Source organism: Streptomyces sp. RGM 3693 (assembly GCF_050471125.1).
Lineage (GTDB): Bacteria > Actinomycetota > Actinomycetes > Streptomycetales > Streptomycetaceae > Streptomyces.
This window is the reverse complement of sequence record NZ_JBMPPQ010000004.1, coordinates 290808-310039: the sequence shown is the minus strand read 5'-3', so window position 1 is coordinate 310039 and position 19232 is coordinate 290808. Positions and strand designations below refer to the sequence as shown.

At 74.1% G+C, this 19232-nt stretch carries 12 protein-coding genes; 9 read left to right on the top strand and 3 right to left on the bottom strand.

Features of this window, described 5'->3' with window-relative positions; all coding sequences use genetic code 11:
- Positions 1-266: 266 nt before the first annotated feature.
- From ACO0M4_RS37565 to ACO0M4_RS37555, 3 genes are read left to right on the top strand one after another with little or no spacing between them, the layout of a single operon-like run.
- A complete protein-coding gene (locus tag ACO0M4_RS37565) occupies positions 267-3254 on the top strand; it encodes a DEAD/DEAH box helicase (RefSeq protein WP_430375626.1) in 2988 nt (995 codons plus the stop codon).
- Positions 3251-4972, top strand: a complete 1722-nt coding sequence (locus ACO0M4_RS37560) for an SWIM zinc finger family protein (protein WP_430375625.1) — start codon at positions 3251-3253, stop codon at positions 4970-4972. The genes ACO0M4_RS37565 and ACO0M4_RS37560 overlap by 4 nt, the downstream gene beginning before the upstream one ends.
- A gap of 14 nt (positions 4973-4986) precedes the next feature.
- A complete protein-coding gene (locus ACO0M4_RS37555) occupies positions 4987-6927 on the top strand; it encodes a helicase-associated domain-containing protein (protein WP_430375624.1) in 1941 nt (646 codons plus the stop codon).
- Between the two features lie 45 nt (positions 6928-6972).
- Here the strand turns inward: ACO0M4_RS37555 and ACO0M4_RS37550 are convergent, their stop codons facing one another.
- A complete protein-coding gene (locus tag ACO0M4_RS37550; RefSeq protein ID WP_430375623.1) occupies positions 6973-8049 on the bottom strand; it encodes an RNA ligase (ATP) in 1077 nt (358 codons plus the stop codon).
- Between the two features lie 285 nt (positions 8050-8334).
- On the opposite strand from ACO0M4_RS37550, the gene ACO0M4_RS37545 reads away from it, so the two are divergent.
- The gene (locus tag ACO0M4_RS37545) at positions 8335-10530 is read left to right on the top strand and encodes an NB-ARC domain-containing protein (RefSeq protein WP_430375622.1); all 2196 of its coding nucleotides are present in this window, start codon (positions 8335-8337) and stop codon (positions 10528-10530) included.
- 129 nt (positions 10531-10659) lie between these two features.
- On the opposite strand, the gene ACO0M4_RS37540 is transcribed toward ACO0M4_RS37545, so the two are convergent.
- Positions 10660-12651 (bottom strand): CDP-glycerol glycerophosphotransferase family protein, encoded by a 1992-nt coding sequence (locus ACO0M4_RS37540; protein WP_430375621.1) that lies wholly within the window; start codon positions 12649-12651, stop codon positions 10660-10662.
- Positions 12652-12943: 292 nt separating this feature from the next.
- A complete protein-coding gene (locus tag ACO0M4_RS37535; protein ID WP_430375620.1) occupies positions 12944-14572 on the bottom strand; it encodes an FAD-dependent oxidoreductase in 1629 nt (542 codons plus the stop codon).
- Positions 14573-15295: 723 nt separating this feature from the next.
- On the opposite strand from ACO0M4_RS37535, the gene ACO0M4_RS37530 reads away from it, so the two are divergent.
- The 5 genes from ACO0M4_RS37530 (at position 15296) to ACO0M4_RS37510 (ending at position 19192) form a co-directional block, all read left to right on the top strand.
- On the top strand, positions 15296-16237 hold the full coding sequence (locus ACO0M4_RS37530) for a quinone oxidoreductase family protein (protein WP_430375619.1): 942 nt from the start codon (positions 15296-15298) through the stop codon (positions 16235-16237).
- Positions 16238-16324: 87 nt separating this feature from the next.
- On the top strand, positions 16325-17206 hold the full coding sequence (locus ACO0M4_RS37525) for an IclR family transcriptional regulator domain-containing protein (protein WP_430375618.1): 882 nt from the start codon (positions 16325-16327) through the stop codon (positions 17204-17206).
- A 106-nt stretch (positions 17207-17312) separates the two neighbouring features.
- Positions 17313-17765: a hypothetical protein gene (locus ACO0M4_RS37520; RefSeq protein ID WP_430375617.1), complete on the top strand. Its 453-nt coding sequence runs from the start codon at positions 17313-17315 to the stop codon at positions 17763-17765.
- A 41-nt stretch (positions 17766-17806) separates the two neighbouring features.
- On the top strand, positions 17807-18448 hold the full coding sequence (locus ACO0M4_RS37515) for a uridine kinase (protein ID WP_430375616.1): 642 nt from the start codon (positions 17807-17809) through the stop codon (positions 18446-18448).
- A 282-nt stretch (positions 18449-18730) separates the two neighbouring features.
- On the top strand, positions 18731-19192 hold the full coding sequence (locus tag ACO0M4_RS37510) for a type II toxin-antitoxin system PemK/MazF family toxin (RefSeq protein ID WP_430375615.1): 462 nt from the start codon (positions 18731-18733) through the stop codon (positions 19190-19192).
- Positions 19193-19232 lie beyond the last annotated feature (40 nt).

The window sequence follows — 19232 nt, the reverse complement described above, 5'->3', positions numbered from 1 at the left end:
TCGACATCACGCAGAGCCGCGACGGCGGAAGCGGCGCGGAAGGCCGTGACGGATGGCGAGAGCGCGGAAGGGCGGGAGGAAGGCGCAGTCACCGAGGAGTGGTCTCGACCGCTTGAGAGCGTCGCGGCCGCCGCAGAACGACGGGGGAGGACGACATGGCGACGACCGTAGACTCGCAGGTCGGGGAAGCAGCAGAACGTAACCGGGCGCGACGGGCCCGGCGGGCGCCGTTACCGGCGTGGAAGGACCCGACGGCAGGGGATGGCATGGCGAGGTGGCAGGAGGCGTCGAGAGGGGCGCCCCGGCCGTCGGTCAGCCCTGCCGCCGGGGAGCTCAGGACGGCTGAGACGGCTGACGGCGGAGTCGGCGACCTGGTTGCGACCGTCGCGGGGTGTGCCGCGGTCTTCCTGCCCGCCCGTACACCGCGGGCCGGGACGGTCGCCTTCTGGCGGCCGGACGGAGGGCCGCTCCCCGACGCTGCGGGCGGGGGCAAGGGGGAGCCGGGTGGCGAGGTCACGCGGCTGGCAGTGGCTCGGCGCCACGGCAACGGGGCGCGGAGCCGTATGGTGCCCGCGCTGGTGCTCACCCTGCCCGAGGCCGTTCCGGTGCTGGTCCGAGCCCGGCGCGCGCCGGACGCCCACCCGGCCGCGGCCTGCTGGGGCGCGGCCACCCTGCACGCCCTGCATCTCGCCGCCCGCGGCAGACTCTTGCCCGGCCTGACCGGCGACGACACCGACGCCTGGCGGGCCGGCCCGCTCGACCCGGACGACATTGCCCATCTACGGGCCATCGCCGCCGCCATGCCCGGCGAGGCGTACGCCGTACCGCTCCCCGGCAGCCGACCGCTCCAGCTGCCCGATCCGGTCGCCCTGGTGCGGCAGTTCGTGGATGCCGTCGTCGACGCCCTTCCGCGTACCCCGGCCGCGGCGCTGGTGGCCGGTGCCCCGTTCGCCGCGACGGCGCCGCAGTACCTCCCGGCCGCCCGGGAGTGGGCGGCCGAGGTCGCAGCCGGCGTCGACGCCGGTGTGCGGCTCTCGCTCCGTCTCGACCTCGCCCCGCACCAGCTCTTCGACACCGCAGGAGAAAGAGAAGGCGCGACCACGGACGGGGGCCTGGAGGGCGAGGCCGGGGGAGGGCCGGCGCCGCACGCCGGTGTCGCCGAGGAACGCCGAGCGGCGGCAGTCCTACAGGTCCACAGCCTCACCGACCCCACTTTGGTGGCTGACGCCCGCCAGCTGTGGGAGGGCGAGGCGCCCGACGCCTTCGGTCCGCGGTCCCACGCGGACACGCTCCTCGCGCTGCGCCGGGTGGCCCGTGTCTGGTCCCCGCTCGACCGCCTCCTGGAGCGCCCCGTCCCCGACGTACTCCCGCTCAGCGAGGACGAGTTGTCCGAGCTGCTGGGGGAGGCCGCGCCGCGCCTCGGCGCCGCCGGGATGGCCGTCCACTGGCCCAGGGAGCTGAGCCGCGGCCTGACCGCTACGGCGGTGCTGCGCCCCGCGCCGGGGTCGGCGGCGGACGGCTTCGGCTTCTTCGACGCCGGCGAACTGGCGCAGTTCCGCTGGCAGGTGGCCATGGACGGCGTACCGCTCAGCGAGGCGGAGATGGACATCCTTGCCGAGGCACATCGCCCGGTGGTCCGGCTGCGTGACCAGTGGGTCCTGATCGACCCCGCACTGGTCCGCAAGGCGCGCAAACGCGAACTGGGCTATGTGGACCCGGCCCGGGCGCTCGCCGCGACGCTCGACGGCACCACGGAGGTGGACGGCGAAGAGGTCGAGGTGGTGCCCCTGGGCGCACTCGCCGCCCTGCGTGGCCGGCTCACCACCCGGGCGCGCCCGCTGCCCCAGCCGCCCGGACTCCGCGCAACGCTGCGCGACTACCAACTGCGCGGTATGGCATGGCTCGACACCATGGTCTCCATCGGGCTGGGCGGCTGCCTGGCCGACGACATGGGCCTGGGCAAGACCATCACCGTCATCGCGCTCCACCTCCACCGGCGGCCCACCGCCCCGGTCCTCGTGGTCTGCCCCACCTCCCTGCTCGGCAACTGGCAACGCGAGATCGAACGCTTCGCCCCCGGCACGCCCGTGCACCGCTTCCACGGGGCGGGCCGCAGCCTCGACGGTGTGGACAGCGGCTTCGTGCTCACGACCTACGGGACGATGCGCAGCAGCGCCATCGAACTCGCCGGCCGCACCTGGGCGTGGGTCGTCGCCGACGAGGCGCAGCACGTGAAGAATCCGAGGTCCTCGACGGCCAGGGCGCTGCGCGGCATCAAGGCCCCGGCGCGCATCGCCCTCACCGGCACGCCCGTCGAGAACAACCTGTCCGAGCTGTGGGCGCTGCTGGACTGGACGACCCCCGGGCTCCTCGGGCCGCTCAAGACGTTCCGTGCGCTGCACGCCCGGGAGGTCGAGGGCGGCGAGGACCCACGGGCGGCGGAACGGCTGGCCAGACTGGTGCGCCCGTTCATCCTGCGCCGCAAGAAGTCCGACCCGGGGATCGCGCCCGAACTCCCGCCCAAGACCGAGACGGACCACCCGGTTCCGCTCGGACGCGAACAGGCCGCGTTGTATCAGGCCGTGGTGCGCGAGACCCTCGCGAGGATCGAGAGCGCCGAGGGCATGGCGCGGCGCGGCCTGGTGATGAAGCTGCTCACCGCCCTCAAGCAGATCTGCAACCATCCCGCGCAGTACCTCAAGGAGACCGCCCCGGGACTCGCCGCGCGTTCCGGGAAGCTCGAACTGCTCGACGAACTCCTGGCCACCATCCTCGCGGAGGGCGGCGCCACCCTGGTCTTCACGCAGTACGTCGGGATGGCGCGGCTGCTCGAACGCCATCTCGCGGGCCGGGGCATCCCCAGTCAACTCCTGCACGGCGGCACCCCGGTGGCCGAACGGGAGAGGATGGTCGATCACTTCCAGTCGGGCCGGACGCCGGTCTTCCTGCTGTCCTTGAAGGCGGCCGGCACCGGGCTGAACCTCACTCGCGCCGGACATGTCATCCACTACGACCGCTGGTGGAACCCCGCGGTGGAGGAGCAGGCCACCGACCGCGCCTACCGCATCGGTCAGACCCAGCCCGTCCAGGTCCACCGGCTGATCACCGAGGGCACCGTGGAGGACAACATCGCCCAACTCCTCGCCGCCAAAAGGGCCCTCGCCGACGCGGTGCTCTCCGGTAGCGAAAGCGCGCTCACCGAGCTGACCGACGCCGAACTCGCCGATCTCGTCTCCTTGAGGAGGGCCGGATGAGCCTCGGACACCGGCGCCGTACCCCCACCTCGGGGCGTGCCGCCGCGACGGACCGGCTGGTCCGCGCCGACCGTTCGCGTACGTTCCCGCCGCTGCCGGGCCCGGACGCCACGGCCGGGGCGCGTGCGGAATCCTGGTGGGGCGGTGCGTGGCTGGAAGCGCTGGAGAGCAGTGCCCTCGACGGCGCCCGCCTCGCCCGCGGTCGGGCGTACGCCCGCGACGGCCACGTCGACACGATCAACATCACCCCGGGCCGGGTGATCGCCACCGTACGGGGCAGCCGGCCCCGCCCGTACAGCGCCGAGGTGCGGGTCAGGACGCTCACCGAGCAGGAGTGGGACGCCCTCCTGGACGATGTCGCCGCCCACCCCGACCGGCTCACCGCACTGTTGGCCAAGAAGCTGCCCCGTGCGCTGGCCGACGGGGAGGTGTGTCTCCTCCCGGGGCCGGGTGAGTTGGTGCCCCGGTGTTCCTGCCCGGACAGCGGCCGGCCCTGCAAGCACGCCGCCGCGCTCTGCTTCCAGGTGGCCCGGCTGCTCGACGCCGACCCCTTCGTCCTGTTGTTGCTCCGCGGCCGGGGCGAGCGGGAGCTCCTCGACGAGCTTGCGCGCCGCAACGCCGGCCACGGCGCGCGGGAAAGCCGGGGGCGGGCCGCAGCCGTGGCCACCACGGCACTCGGGAGCGGTGGGTCTGCCTCCGTGTCCGTATCCGCCTCCGTGTCCGCCTCCGCGTCCGTGTCCGCGCCCGCCTCGGCCTTGGCGTCCGAGTTCGTCTCCCCTTCGGTATCCGAGTCTTCCGCGGAAACGGAGTCCCTCCCGGCAGCCGGGCCGTCCTCCGCGTCCGGAACCGGTGGCGTCTCCGCGTCCGGAACCGGTGACGTCTCCGCGTCCGGGACCAGTGACGTCTGCACGTCCGGGACCGGCGCAACCTTTGCGTACGGCGCCAACGCCAGCTCCGCGTCCGCGGACCGTTCCGCACCGCCCGGCTCGGTCCGACCGCAGTCGGCTGCTGGGCGGGGTGGGGAGACGATGCCCGCGGCGGTCGCAGCCCGTGGCGTCCTCGCCCGGGAGGCCCTCGCCGACCGGCCCCGGCCGCCGCTTCCGCCCCCCGTGGTGGTGCCGCCCCGGCCCGGTCAAGCACAGGCGCTCCCGGACGCCGGCGGGCTGCCGTTCGAGGCCGCCACCCTCGAACTCGTCGCCGCCGACGCCGCCGCCCGCGCCCACGCCTATCTGTCCGCCGCCCAGGCCACGGGGGACGTCGGCCAGGCAGGCCCCGGCCCGTTCGCGGCACTGCCCCCGTGGGAGGACACCATCCGTCTGGCCGCGACCGCCCATCCCACGGCCGGCCTGACCGCCACCACCCGCGTGCTCTACCGCGACGTCGCGGCGGCGACCGGCCGTACCCCCACCGACATCGCACGTTCCGTCGCCGCCTGGCGGCAGGGCGGTCCCGAAGGACTCGCCCTCCTGGGAGACGCCTGGAATCCCCCGGCCGGCGACTTCGACCGGGCCCGCAGCGCCCTGCTGGCCGCCGGCCTACCGGCGCTCCGCCCACACCAGAATCGCCTCACCGACGCCGACCGGGGCATCCAGTTGCGCTTCGGTCGCGACAACCGCTGGTACCCGTACGAATCCGAGCCAGGCACCGATGACTGGTGGCCCACCGGCCCCGCGGACCCGGACCCCGTGGGTGCCCTGACCACCCTGTTGGCACGATGACTAACCTCAACGTCGTGGAAGGTCTCGACGCACTCACCCGCTCCCTCGCGCAGCGCACCCCCGAACAGCTCGCCGCACTCCTCACCCGCCATGCCGAGCCGCTCGCCCGCCGGCCCGCGCCCACCGAACTCCGCGGCCTGGCAAGCGCGTTGTGGTCCTACGAAACCCTCCACCACCTGGTGCTGCACCTCGATCACCCCCGATTGCAGGTGCTCGCCACCACCGCCCGTATCAGCCAGGAGCGGGCCGCCCGGGACGCGGCCGCGCCCGCCGCCCCGGCCCCGGGGGCCGATTACCAGTCCCTGATGGCCCACCGACTGTCCTTCCCACAGCTGGCCAGCGAACCGGTCCCGCCCGAGGACGTCCACGCCGCGCTCGGCGTCACCGCTCCCGGACCTGCCCGGACCGTCGCCGAAGCCGCCCTGGACGCACTCTGCGCCGACGGCCTCGCCGCAGCCACCGAGGGCGGCGCCGTTCTCGTCCCACCACGCATTCCGCAACTCCTCGCCGCCCACGACCTCGGTCCGTTCGCGCCGCACGCCCCGGCGCCCGGCCCCGAGGGTGCCGCTCCCGACGGCGACCAGTCCGGTACCGCCGCCGTGCCCGCCCCGCGGACCTCGCCGTACGACGAATCCCAGGCTGCCGCGGCGCATCTGGCCAGCACGGTGGAGCGCCTCCTCGCCGCCCTGGCCACCGAGCCCGCCACGCTCCGCAAATCAGGCGGACTGACCGTCCGCGAGCTCAAGCGCCTGGCCAAGGCGGCCGGCACCACGGAAGCGCACACCCGACTCCTGCTCGATCTGACGCTGGCCGCCGGCCTGATCGCGCTGACCCGCAGCCCGTCGGGGATCACCGCGCTGCCCACCCATGCCTACGACGACTGGCTCAGCCGCCCGCCCGGCGCCCGTCTCGCTCCCGTAGTGGCCGCCTGGTATGCCCTCTGGGACGTCCCCACCCACACCCCGTTCGGCGAGACCCCGACCGCCCTGGTCCGCGGTCACGACCGGCACGCCCCCGCCCTCCGGCACGCGCTCCTCGCCGCTCTGGCCGACGTCCCACCGGGCGCCGGCTGGACGCCCCCGCCCCTGCCGCTCCCCGACTCGCCGGCGGACGCGGACGCCCTCGGGCCCCTCCGACGGCTGCTCCGGACGGCGGACTGGCACCGTCCGCTGGCCGTCACCGAGCAGCCGATGGCCGAGGAGCGCGCCGCCCACACCCTCCACGAGGCGGCCTACCTCGGCCTCACCGCCCACGGCACCCTCACCCCTCTCGGCCGGGCCCTGCTCGCCGACCCGACCAACCTCGACGAGCCGCTCCGCGACCTGCTGCCGCCACCCGTCGAACAGGCCCATTTCCAGGCCGATCTGACCGCCGTCGTGCCCGGCCGCCCGGCTCCCGCCCTCGCCGGACTCCTCGCCTCCGCCGCCGACCGGGAATCCGAGGGCCACGCCGTGACCTGGCGCTTCACCCCCGGCTCGGTCCGCCGTGCGCTGGACTCCGGCCACACCGCCGACACCCTCCAGGCCGCGCTCACCGCCGCCTCGGCCACCGGTACCCTGCCGCAGCCCCTCGGCTACCTCCTCCAGGACACCGCCCGCGCCCACGGCCGGATGCGGGTCGTGCCCGCCGCCTGCTGCATCCGCTCCGACGACCAGGCCCTGGTCGCCGAACTCGCCGCCCACCACGCGCTGCGCGAACTGGCGTTGCGTGCCATCGCACCGACCGTTCTGGTCAGCGCCCGCCCGCCGGCCGCCACCCTGGACGTCCTGCGTGCCGCGGGCTACGCCCCCGCCCTGGAGTCCGACACTGGCGCCGCCACCGTCGAACGACTCCCCAGCCACCGCACCGCGGCCCCCAGCCCCACCCGCGCTCCACGGGCCACGCTCGCCCTCGCCCAGCGCCTCCTGGGGCACCCAGCGGAGTCCCAGGAGAGCGCCACGAGCGGAGGCAGCTGATCCGTTCCGCACCGTCAGGGCGGCACGGCCCGGGCCACCGTCCGGTTACTCGTACTCGGTGCCGCCCTTACGGGTCAGGTAGGCGCCGCTGACCACCTTGGCGATGGCCCGTCCGCCCAGCTCCGGGCTGTAGCGGTCGGCCAGCGGACGGATCACCACCCCCTCCCGGAGGTGCACCGCCCGTCCGGACAGCGTCTCGCCGCCCTCGGCCAGCGCCATCACCTGCCGCGCCTCGTACGGGCCGCTGAACAGCGTGGGCACCACGGGAAGCCGCCCGTCCAGCACCCTCGTCAGCTCCTGCGAATCCAGCCACCGCACCTCGCCGCCGGTCTCCACCGCGACGTCGAAGACCGCGTAGCCGGGCACTCCGCGTCGGCTGTCCGCGCCGTACCCCAGGTCCTGGACCCCGTCGCCGTACACCTCGCCGTAGATCCCGACCCGCGACGCCCCCAACTCCCCGGCCAGCTCCGCGGCGACCTGCGGGAGGCCGTGCCCGCGCACCGCCCGCCAGTACAGGTTCCCGGGATCCTCGACGAGCGCCAGCCGCTGCGCGCCCAATCCCTTGGACGTCACCTGCACCCGTCCCTCGCCGGCGTGGTAGGTCAGGCAGCAGGCGGTGCCGTGCACCTTCTCGGTGATCGCCACCGGCTCGCCCTCGGGGAACGCCGCCGGGTACCGCTTCAGGTTCTCGACGTCGATCCACGGCAGCAGGTCGGGTGCCGGCTCGACCTCCCCGCTCATCGAAATCGGCACGGGGGGAACCCACTTCACGATTCCGAGTTCCGCCGCGAAATCCGTTCCGTCCTTGTGCGCCGCGGCCAGATCGACCCCGGTCAGCGCCCGCGGACGGCAGACGATGCCCTGCGACAGCTCGCCGCGCAGCCGGATCGCCTTGACCCGGTTGGCGGCCGCGCCGGCCAGCTTGCCCGTCAGGCCCAGCTCGGCTACCAGCCCTTCTGGGAGGACCGCCTGCTCCGGTATGTAGACGGCGAAGTCCCCCGTCTGATAGGCGCCCTTGGCGACCACCGCCCGATACAGGCCCACCTGTGCGAGTTCCAGTGCATCGGCGTTGGGATGCTCATGGACCGTCAGTTCCTCGACCGTGACGCGCAGCGTCGACACGCCGTCCCCCGTTTCTTGTTGCTGTTGCTGTTGCTGTTGCTGTTGCTGTGGCGGTCGCCGGTGCCGGCTCCGTGTTGAGGTGCTCCGTGTCGCCGTTGTCGGCCGGTGCCCCGCCACCACTGTGATCGAGTCAATGTCGACCGGCGAACGAATTTCGTCGCTGTCGACCGGTTGTGACCGTGTGGCGGAATGGACGGTGGTCATCCGGCCGACCGTCGCGCCGCGTTGTCAGTGGCGTCAAGTAGCGTTTTTGGTGGACGGAATCGACCGACGGGGGGAGCCGGCGTGAGGGACAACGGGTCGGACGCCGAGCGCGTCCGGAACGAATTCAGCGGGACGGCGCACGGGCTGGTGATCCAGACCGGCGTGATCGAGGGCGATGTGCGGTTCGAGCTGCCGCGACCGGAGCTGCCGGTGCCACGGCAGGTACCGACCGGCTCAGCGCAGTTCGTCAACCGCGAGCCGGTGTTGGCGGAGATCGACGGCTGGGTGGGGGACGGCGGCGGTCTCGCGGTGCTCAGCGGTCTGCCGGGGGTGGGCAAGAGCGCGACCGTACGGAGATGGGCGCAGGAGGAGCGCGGCCGGTTCCCCGGCGGCGAGTTCTATATCGACTTCGCCGAGCTGCGGGCGCAGGCCGGCGGCGACGTCTCCGCCGGGGTGAGCCGCTGCCTGCGGGCACTCGGCGTCGAGGACCGCTATCTGCCCGACACCCTGGGCGAGTTGACCGGGCTGCTGCGCAGCCTGACGGCGGACAAACGGGTGCTGATGGTGCTCGACGACGTGACCGAGCCGGCGCAGGTACGGGCACTGGTCCCGGGCGCCCCCGGCAGCGTCGTCCTCGCGACCAGCCAGTCGATGCTCGGGGAATTGCTCGACGACGGCGCCCGCCTGATGCCCCTGGAGCCGCTTTCGGCGGAGCACGGGCTGCAACTGCTCCGCCGATTGTGTGGGGAGGAACGGATCGCCGAGGGCGGCGAGGGCATGGCCGAGCGGATCGTCGCGAGCTGCGGCGGGCTGCCGGTGGCCCTGCACGTCGCCGCCGCGCGATTGGTGATGCATCCGCGTTTGCCGGTCGCCGCACTGGCCGATGAATTGGCCGACGACCGGCGCCGGCTGGATGCCCTGCGTCGGGGAGGGGAGCGCACGGTGTCTGCTGTCTTCGGAGTGGCCTACGCGGGACTGCCCGCGCCGGCCGCCCGGCTCTACCGGCTGCTGGGTCTGCACCCCGGCCGCCACTGGGACGCCGGATCGGCCGCCGCGGCAGCAGCGACGACCGTCGCCCACGCCGCCGAGCAACTCGACGTCCTGGAGACCGCCAGCCTGGTCGCGGTGACCCCCGACGGGCGTTACGAGTTCCACGACCTGGTGCGGCTGCACGCCCGCGAGCAGGCCGTCCAGGAGGACGACGAGGCCGAGCGCACGGCAGTCGTGGCCCGGATCGTCGATCATCTGCTCACCCGCGCCGCTCAGGCCGATCTCGCCGTCATGGGCCGCCGGATGCGCATCGGGTCGTACACCGACAGGTTGGGCGAGGCGGATCGGGCCACCGCATTCGCCGGCCGGCAGGAGGCGCTGGACTGGCTCGACGCCTGGCGCGGCGAGTTGCTGTCCGCCCAGCAGACCGCCGCCGACCAGGGATGGCACCGGCGGGTATGGGAGCTCGCCGAGGCGCTGACCGCGCTTTTCCTGAACCGGAGATATCTCAACGACTGGGTCAGAAGCGGGGACTTGGGCGCCCGGCACGCCGCCGCGGACGGCAACCCCGCGGCCGAGGCCCGGCTGCGCACACTGCTGTCCCGCCCGCTGATGGACCGCGACGAGCTGCGCCGCGCCCGCCGGGAACTGGAGACCGCCGTCGCTCGGGCCGACGAGTCCGGCCACACCTTGCTGCGCGCCTCCGCCCGCGAGTTCCACGGCCGCTACTGGGACCGCTGCGATCCGGCCCGCGCCGTGACGACCTACGAGGAGGCGATGGTCTTCTACCGCGCCGCGGGTGACGAGCGCGGTAGCGCCATCGGCCGCTACTTCATGGGCTGTGCTCAGCACGCCGTCGGCCGTACCGAGGAGGCCCGGGCCACTCTGGAGGACGCCTACGACGGGTTCATGGCCATCGACGACCGGCGGATGGGCGCCCGCGCGCTGGCCGCCATCGGGGGTGTCCTGCGCGACCTCGGGCAGAGGGCGGAGGCCGTGGCCGCCCTGGAGGAAGCCGCGACCATGCTGCGTGAGCGCGGCGCCGTCCACTACGAGGCGCAGGTGTGCGAGACGCTGGCGGAACTGGCCGAGGAACGCGGCGACCACGAGCGATGGCGGCTCCATCTGACGCGGGCCCTGGAGATATACGAGGCGGGCGGCGGCCCGCGAGCCGTGGAGCTGCGCCGCAGACTGACGGGTGCCGCGAACGGTTCGAATGGTGCGAACGGTCCCAATGGTGCTGATGGTTCGAATGGTGCGGACGGTGCGGCGACCGGGGGAGCGTAGGCAGTGAGTGCCCGGGCGGGGCTGGTGCGGCCCCACCCGGCAACGGACCGTCGCGGGTGCCGGGGTGCCGGGGTGCCGCGGGGTGCGGGGCACGCGGGAGGGGCGCGACGGTCCTCGTAAGCGGATCCGTCAGCCCGTGGGGCGCGGCCGACTCGCCCGTCGGGTGAGGCGGAGCACCGCGTCCTCGCTACGGTCGCCCAGCGCGAGGGTGACGAAGCCCGCCGGCGGGCGTCGGGCGCGCAGGCAGGCGTAGACGACGGCGGCCAGGACGGTGGCGTCGCACTTCGGGCCGGTGGTGGACACTTCGACGGTCCGGCCGTCGCGCAGACCGACCCGGCAGCCGTGGCCGGTGACGGTCGCGGCGGCGAGCAGACAGCCGGGATAGCGGGCGAGAGTGTCCTCGATCCACCGGTCGGCAGCCACGGCGGTATCTGCCGGGGCCCGGCGGACCAGGACGGACGCGCTCTCCGGCCACCGCCGGTCCCACTCGTCATCGGCGCAGGACAGATGACGGAACGGGCCGTCGGGGACATCGCCCCGTGTCACGGGCGAGACGGACGAGTTGGGGGAGACCGACGAGACCGACGAGACCGACGAGACCGACGAGACCGATGAGACCGATGAGACCGATGAGGCCAATGAGACGGGGGAGATGGAGGAGGCCGATGAGTTGGCCATGGGAGGCACGGGTACGGGTGAGAAGGCGGCCACGGCCGCCGGGGTGCGCTCGACGGATATCCGGGGGCAGCCGGTCTCCTCGGAACCCCCGGAGTCACTAGATCCCCCGGAGCCACCGGGGCCCCCGGAGTTGCCAGGGCTCCAGGGATCGCCTGGGTTCCAGGAGTAGCCAGAGTTCCAGGAATCACCAGGGTCCTCGGAGAGGGAGGTGCGGATGTAACAGGCCGTGGTGGGTTCCGGGTGGTCCTGCGGGACGGGCGGCTCCGGGGCCCGGCGCGGAGGTGGCGAGCCGTCCGCTGGCTCGGGGAGGCGCAGCAGGCCGTAGACGGCGGTGCGCAGGAGTTCCAGGGCGCGGCCGGGGGCGGCGAAGGCGCTCTCGCCGACCTTCCGCAGCCGTTCCAGGGCGTCGTCGCCGGGCACCCGCCCCAGGCCGAGCGCCCGCTCGATCTGCGGCCGCAGAGACGCGTCGGGTCGCAGTCGCGGGGCGATCCGGCCCAGCTCCGCCATGGGGGTTCCGGTGACGGCCTCGTCGTCGCCGAACGCGCCGAGTAGCAGGGGTGTGCCGAGTGCCGCGCCGTAGAAGGTGACCGAGCCGTGGTCACCGATCAGCAGGTCGGCGGCGAGCAGGGTGGCCTGCCAGCCTGCGGTCGGCGGAATGGTCAGCAGCCCGGCGTCATGGGCGGAGTCGAGGTGCGAGCGGAGGACGTAACTACCGTGGGCAGAGGTGATGTTGGGGTGGGTGACCAGGGCAACGGCGTAGTCGTCCAGGGGAAGTTCGGCGAGCAGGCGGGCCGGCAGGGCGGGGTCGCGGCCCAGGACCGAGTGGTCGCGCCAGGTCGAGCTGAGCATGATCAGTCGTCGCCCGTCGGCGATGCCGAGTGCCGCGCGGTACGTGGCGCGCAGGGCCCGCCCGTTCAGGAGCGCGTCATAGCAGGGATCGCCGACGAGCAGGGTGCGGCCGGCGGTGGCGGGATGGGCGGCGGCGAGTTGGGCCGCTTGGTCGGGATGGGAGATCGCGAGCCAGGCGCGGCCGCTGTGCAGCAGTGCGTCCGGGACGACGCCGGCCAGCCGGTCGCGGTCGCTGCGGGAGTCGGGAACGACCTTGTGGAAGCCGACGCCGTGCGGCAGTACCAGCACCGGGCAGGTGTGGTGCGCGGTGGTGAGATCGGCGTTCTCGGTCGCCGTGATGATCAGGTCGGGGCTGATCCGGGCGAACTGGTGCCAGGGCAGCACCCGGGCGCCGACCGAGCGGAGCAGGGCGTGCACGCCGTCGTTGAACGCCGAGGTGGGGTCGAAGGCGAAGACCAGATGGACCCGCGGGTCATCGCGTAGGACCGGGCGCAGGACGTCGAGGACCCGGACGGTCGAGGTGACGGTACGGGCGACGGCGACGACCAACCGCGCGCCCGGGAACGTCTGCCAGCGCTCGGGATCGTCACCCACGGGCACCCGCAGCGGCGGCAGCAGCCCATGGGTGGGGTCAGTCGCGTCCCCGGACGCGCACCCCTCGATGCCGCCCGCTCCGTCCCCGCCCGATCCCCCATCCCCGGTTCGCGGTTCGCGGTTCGCGGTTCGCGGTTCGCGGTTCGCGGGCAGAGTGCTCGTAGCGCGCATCACCCTTCTCCGCAACCCCCTGGTGGTGACGATTTCCGGCGGCCTGCCACCGGTGATCGGACGTGTCCCTGGGGCCCACCGTAGTTCAGGGCCGGCGCCGCACCGGGGCCAGGGCCGGGCCTCAGGCGCCGTCGGGCTTGCGCCGGCCGCCGTTGAGTCGCCGTAACAGCAGCGACGTGGGGTCGAAGCCAAGGGGACGGGGCAGTCGGCGGGGCGCCCGCTCGGGGCCGGGAGCGCTCGGCGTGGTCGGGGGCGGTGCCGCGGCCAATGCGGCGGTGGCCGAGGGGGCGCACAGGGACGGCAGCGCGGACGGCTCGTCCGGTGCGTCGGGGCCCGGTGACCGCACCGCGGACGCCGCCGCGGCGGGTGCTGGTTGCGGGGCCAACGCCTGCGGCAGACAGGCCACGGGGACGGCGGGCGTGACCACATCGACGTAGGCGCGGCAGACCGGGGGCAGGTCGGCGGCCGGGGCGAGCACGCCGCTCACGGCGCCGCGTACGAAGCGGCTGGCCAGCGACGGCCGGGACGCGCCCGGGAGTGAGGGCCGTGGAAGCTCCTCGCCGGTGGCCAGCGCCCAAGGTGCCTCGACGAGACCGCCGACGGTGCGCTGCACCCTGCGGGCCAGCGCGGGGTCGTCCAGGCCGTACCGTCGCAGCGCCTCGCGGAGCGCGGCGGCGCCGTGGGCCGCGAGGGACAGCCCCTGGCCGCAGTCCGGGTTGACCGAGGCCACCGCGCCGCCGAGGGCGAGGAACCCGGTGGGCCAGCTGGGCAGTTGCTCGTAGCGGTGACGGTGGCTGGAGGTGTCGCGGGTCAGCCGCACCTCGCTCAGCGGCTCGGCATCGGCGATGAGGTCACCGATGACCGTGTGGATCCGACGGGCGAACGGCACGAAGTGATCGGCGCGTTCGGACGGCCGCTCGGCGCCGCGGCCGCCGCCGGTGAGGGTGACCAGCCAGCGCCCGCCCTCGATCGGGACCAGCGTTGCCGTCCGGACGGCCGGGAGCAGGGATCCAGATGTCGGGGCGCCGCCGGCCGGACCGCGGTCCGAGCGGGCGGTGAGCACCGGGCAGTTCTCGTATCCGGCGGGGACGCGGAAGATGCGGGTGGCGCAGACGATGCCGGAGTCCCGGACGTCCTCCGGGGCGGCGGGCAGGCCCAGCCCCGACAGCCGGTCCGGGGTGGTGGAGGAGCGGCCGGTGGCGTCGACCACCAGATCGGCGTCCAGGCGGTACGTTTCACCGCTGGTGGTGCCCCTGACCCACACACCGGTGACGTGCTCGGCGGTGCCGGTCAACCGCTCCGCCTCCGTGCCGTCGAGGACCGTCACCCCGGGGAGCGCCGGCACCTGCTCGCGGATGACCCGGTCGAGCAGATCGCGGGAGCAGGCGAACACGTGGCGGGTGCGGGCCCGGCGGACCGGCCGGCCGGGCAGCAGTGGACCGGCGGGCTCCGACGGCACCGCGAGCCGGCGGGCGCCCTCCGCCAGCCACCGTTCGACCGTGCCGGGCAGCAGGCCCTCGACGACCCGGGCGCCGCCCGCCGCCAGCAGATGGGCGTGCCGGGGCTGCGGAAGGTCGGTGGGCAGCGCGGGGGCCCGCGGCAGCCGCTCCCGCTCGACCACGATGACATCGGCGTACGCGGACAGCGCCGCGGCGGCGACCATGCCCGTGAAACCGCCGCCGAGCACCACGGCGAGGTACGGGTGCGTGAACTGGAGCCCGGCGCTGCTCGTGCTGCTCGACGCGTTCATGGGCGGTCCCTTTCTCGGCGGTGGCGCGCGAACCCCCGGCGCGGCCCGGCCGCGACCAGAAAGGGCGGGGCGGTGTACGGCCGGGAATGGCGGCGCGCGGCGGCGATGACGGCGTCGGTGGCGGCGGTGACCCGCGCCGTCAGCGACGGCAGGGAAGCAGACGCGGTTCGCAGGATGCGCAGAGGTGCCGGCGGAAGAGGCAGTGCCCGTTGTAGGTCCCGGCAGGCCGGCGCGAACGCCGGCCTGCCGCCCCCCGATTTCCCCATCATGATTCCCCCTCAGGCCGTGCCCGCCCTGCCGCAGCTCGGACCCCGCCCTCCGCCACTCCCCGCCCGGGCTACCGGGCGGGACGGGCCGGCACTGCTGCCTCGCACGCCGTGCTCTGCCCCTGGGGACGCGGCCGTCGCCTCTGGTCAACGGCGGACACACGTCCGGATCGTAGGCGGCGTCGATCACTTCTGGTAGCCGGCGGCGAGTGAGGGATGTGTGGGAGCCACCCGGCCTGTACCGCCGGGTAGATCTACACCAAAAGGGCGCAATGGGTGGTAACTGCGTCGGAGTTTTCTCGCGACACGAGAAAGCCTTCAGGAATCGGGGGCGCGGGGGAGAGCGTCGTTCAAGGAAAGTCCGGAGGGTTGGCGCGAAATGATCGGGGGGCGGCGGGCCGGCCGGTGCCGTGCCTACCCTGTGCGGGCACCGCACCGGAGAACCTGAGGGAGAGTCGTGCGCGCGATCGTGATGCGAGAATTCGGCGGCCCGGACGTGCTCCGGCTGGAGGACGCCCCCGAGCCGGCGCCTCGCGCCGGGCACGCACTCGCCGAGGTGACCCTGGCCGGCGTCAACTACGCCGATGTGCATGTCCGTGGGGACAGCTACCTCGCCCCGGTGGAACTGCCCTACATACCCGGCAACGAAGTCGTGGGCACCATCGAGGGCCGCCGGGTCGTGGGACTCACCCGCGGCGGCGGATACGCGGAACGCACCCTGCTGCACCGCCGCGTCACCTGGGACGTCCCCGACGCCGTCAGCGACGAGCAGGCGGTCGCGCTGGCCCTCCAGGGCAACAGCGCCTGGCATCTGCTGTTCACCGCACTGCGCCTCACCAAGGGAGAGACCGTCGTCGTCCCGGCAGCGGCGGGCGGGGTCGGCACACTGGCAGTCCAGCTCGCGGCCCGAGCCGGCGCGAAGATCATCGGCCTCGCCGGGACCGCGGCCAAGCGCCAACTGGCCCTGGACCTGGGCGCGCACGCGGTCGTCGACTCCACGGCCGAGGACCTCACCGAGCGCATCCTGGACGCGGCCGGCGGCCCGGTCGAGGCGGCGCTGGAGATGACCGGTGGTGCCACCTTCGCCCGGACCCTGGCCGCCGTCGCACCGCGCGGCCGCCTCGCCGTCTACGGCTTCGCCGGCGGCGAGTTGGCGAACGTGTCCACCCGCGAACTGATGGAGCGCTCCCTCACCGTCTCGGGCTTCTGGCTGCCCCAGCTCTACGGGGACCGCACCGCGCTGCCGACGTCCATGCGGGCGCTGTTCGACGCCGTCGCCGACGGCTCCCTCACGACACTGACCGGCACCACCTACGCGCTCGGGGAGGCGGCGCAGGCGCACCACGACCTCGCCGCCCGCACCCCGACCGGGAAACTCGCCCTCGACGTCACCCGGTAACGCCGGAGGCATCGGGGGCGGGGCGCCCCGCACCGCACACGCCGTTCGCCTTCGGGCGCGGACCACTGTCAGGGAGGAGAGCACACGATGGGCCATCGCACCGCAGCGTCGCAGTCCACGGCTCCGGAGGCCGTGCAGCACACCGGCCAGGCCCGCAGGAGCACGGCCTCCGCCGGCTCCCGGACGTCCGGATCCGGCCATGCCGAGCGGGTCTTCCTCGTCCAGACGGCCTTCGCCGAACTCGGCGGATCCGCCCACGGACCCGGTGAGATCGCGGAGTTCATCGGCCTGGACGACTCCGTCGTCTACCGCATCCTGCAATCCGGCATCTACCAGCGGATCTTCGAACGGGTGGACCGGGGTCTCTACCGCCTGCGGACCTCGGCCGCCCAACTCGCCTTCACCGCGCTCGACCACCGCCTCGACGGTGCGCAGACGGTCCTGAGCGACCTGCGCGAGGCGACCGGAAACGGGCTGGTGTTCCTGTACATGGTGGCGCCGTTCTCCGGCGCGCAGCGGCAGTGCGTCGACATGGCCGTCGGCGACTCCGACCTCGCCGAACTCGGCATGACACCGCGGGACGTGCTGTCCGTGACCCGCTCCCTGCGCACCGGTGCCTCCGGGCGCACCATCCTCGCCTACCTCCCGGCGGTCCTCCAACAGCGCGTACTGGCCGAGCCCGTCCCCGAACAGGCCGGCCCCGGCGTCTACCGGGACAACGACGCGCTGCTGGTCTCCCTGGCGGAGGTCCGCGACCTCGGCTACGCGCTGGGCTACGAGGAGTGCATGGCCGGCTGGAACTCCTGTGCCGCGCCGATCATGTGGGACGGGTCCATCATGGGCGCGGTGCTGCTGCTCAAGCAGAAGACCGTGATGCCGGAAGCCCCCGACAGCGTCATCGAGGCGACGAAGGAGGCGGCGGCCGTACTCAGCCGCTACGGAGCGGCCCGGCCGGCCATGGACTCCTGAACCCGGAGCGCAGCGGCACCCGGCCGCGCGGCTGTTCATGAGGCGGCCTGCCTCTCTACCGTGGCACCAGGCGCGACACGACGCGCACGACATGCAAGGGGGTCCGATGGAAGCGGAACTGGTGGCGCTCGCGACGGCGGGGGCGACGACGCTGGTGCAGCAGATGGCGACCGAGGGCTGGGCCGCGGTCCGCCGGCGGATGGCGTCCCTGCTCGCCCGGCGCCGCGGTGCGGAGGAGGAGGCAGCGGTCGAACGCGAGCTGGACCAGGCGCGCACCGACGTCGTCACCGCCCGGGAGGACGGCGACGAGGAGGTGGCCCAAGGGGTGGCCGTGGTCTGGAAGGCCCGGCTGCGGCGGCTGCTCGCCGAGGACCCGGCCGCGGCGGCCGAACTGCGCCAACTGCTCGACGAGGTGGCGCCCCAGCAGCAGCCGCAGGGCACCGTGCGGGACGTCCACAACAACCTCAGTGGTGGTGCGCACGGGATGGTGGTGCAGGCCGGTGTGATCTCCGGCGGCGTCCACGGCGGCTTCCCGCCCGGCGGACCGCAGTCCCGCTGATCCCGGGCGCCTGGCACCCGCCGCCGGGGCAGAATGGCCGGGTGCGGCTCGAAGCGATCACCTGGGAACGGCTCACCGACGCGCTCGCCGCGCGCATCGACAGGCTGACGGCGCACGACGGGAGCCCCTGGCTGCGGGTAGCGGTCGACGGGGCTCCCGCTGCCGCTCCCGGCGACCTCGCCGGGCGGCTCGCCGAGGCGTTGCGGCTCCGGGGGCGGGCGGTGCACAAGGCCGGCACCTACGGCTTTCTGCGGCCTGCCTCGCTGCGGCTGGAGTACGGCCGGGAGGACCCGGACGCCTACCACGACGAGTGGTTCGACCGGCGGGCCCTGTGGCGCGAGGTGTTCCAGCCGCTGGAGCCCGGCGGCACCGGGCGGGTGCTCCGGGACCTGTGGGACCCGGTGGCGGACCGGGCGACGCGCAGCGGCTACGTGGAACTGCCGCCCGGCGGCGTGCTGTTGCTGCACGGTCCGCTGCTGCTCGGACAGTGGTTTCCGTTCGATCTCTCCGTGCACCTGAAGCTCTCGCCGGGCGCGCTGACCCGCCGTACCCCGCAGGAGCAGCGCTGGACGCTGCCGGCGTTCGCCCGATACGAGGCCGAGACCCGGCCCGAGGAGGCGGCGGACGTCGTCGTGCGGGCCGACGATCCGCACCGGCCGGCCTGGAGCGGAGCCGCCGACTGAGCGGACCGGCCGCCGCGCACGCGGCCGGCGGACGGGCCGCCCGAGGCGGGCGGCGATCACGGTCTCCCGCACGGAAGCCTCGGATAACTCGTGGGCCCCACCGTCTTCTTGCGACAGTTCCCGATGCGTCGTGATCTCGGACATGGTGATCCCCCCCCGAGGCGGTCCCGGCGACCGCCCCCGCTGTAAAAAACCGTACGGGCGACCACTGACAATCGACCGCGGACGGCCTAACGCAGGCCGCCCATCAGCGTGTTCACCGCGGCCGGTAGCGTGCGGGGGATGACGACCTCGTTCAACGCAGCAGACCCGCACCCGCCCCTGCCCGGCAGCCAAGGACCCGCCGCGACCGTGGAGATCCCGCCGCGCGCCGTCGGAACCGTGGCGATGTCCTACGCCCCCGACCCGGACGGCGACCCCGACCCCGGCGAGATCGTCTGGACCTGGGTCCCGTTCGAGGAGAACGACGGCCGCGGCAAGGACCGGCCGGTGCTGGTCGTGGCCCGGGAGGCGGCCGGGACGCTGCTGGCCGTGCAACTGTCGAGCAAGCGCCACAACGACGACCGGGACTGGGTGGCGCTCGGGGCGGGCCCCTGGGACCGCTCGGGGCGCGACTCCTGGGTGGCCGTGGACCGGGTCCTGCGGGTCCACGCGAACGGAATGCGACGCGAGGCGTGCGCGCTCGACCGGGGCCGCTTCAACCTCGTCGCCAACCGGCTGCGGGAGCTCCACGGCTGGCGCTGACGCCTGCACCGCGCCCGGATCGGCGGCCGAACCAGGGCGC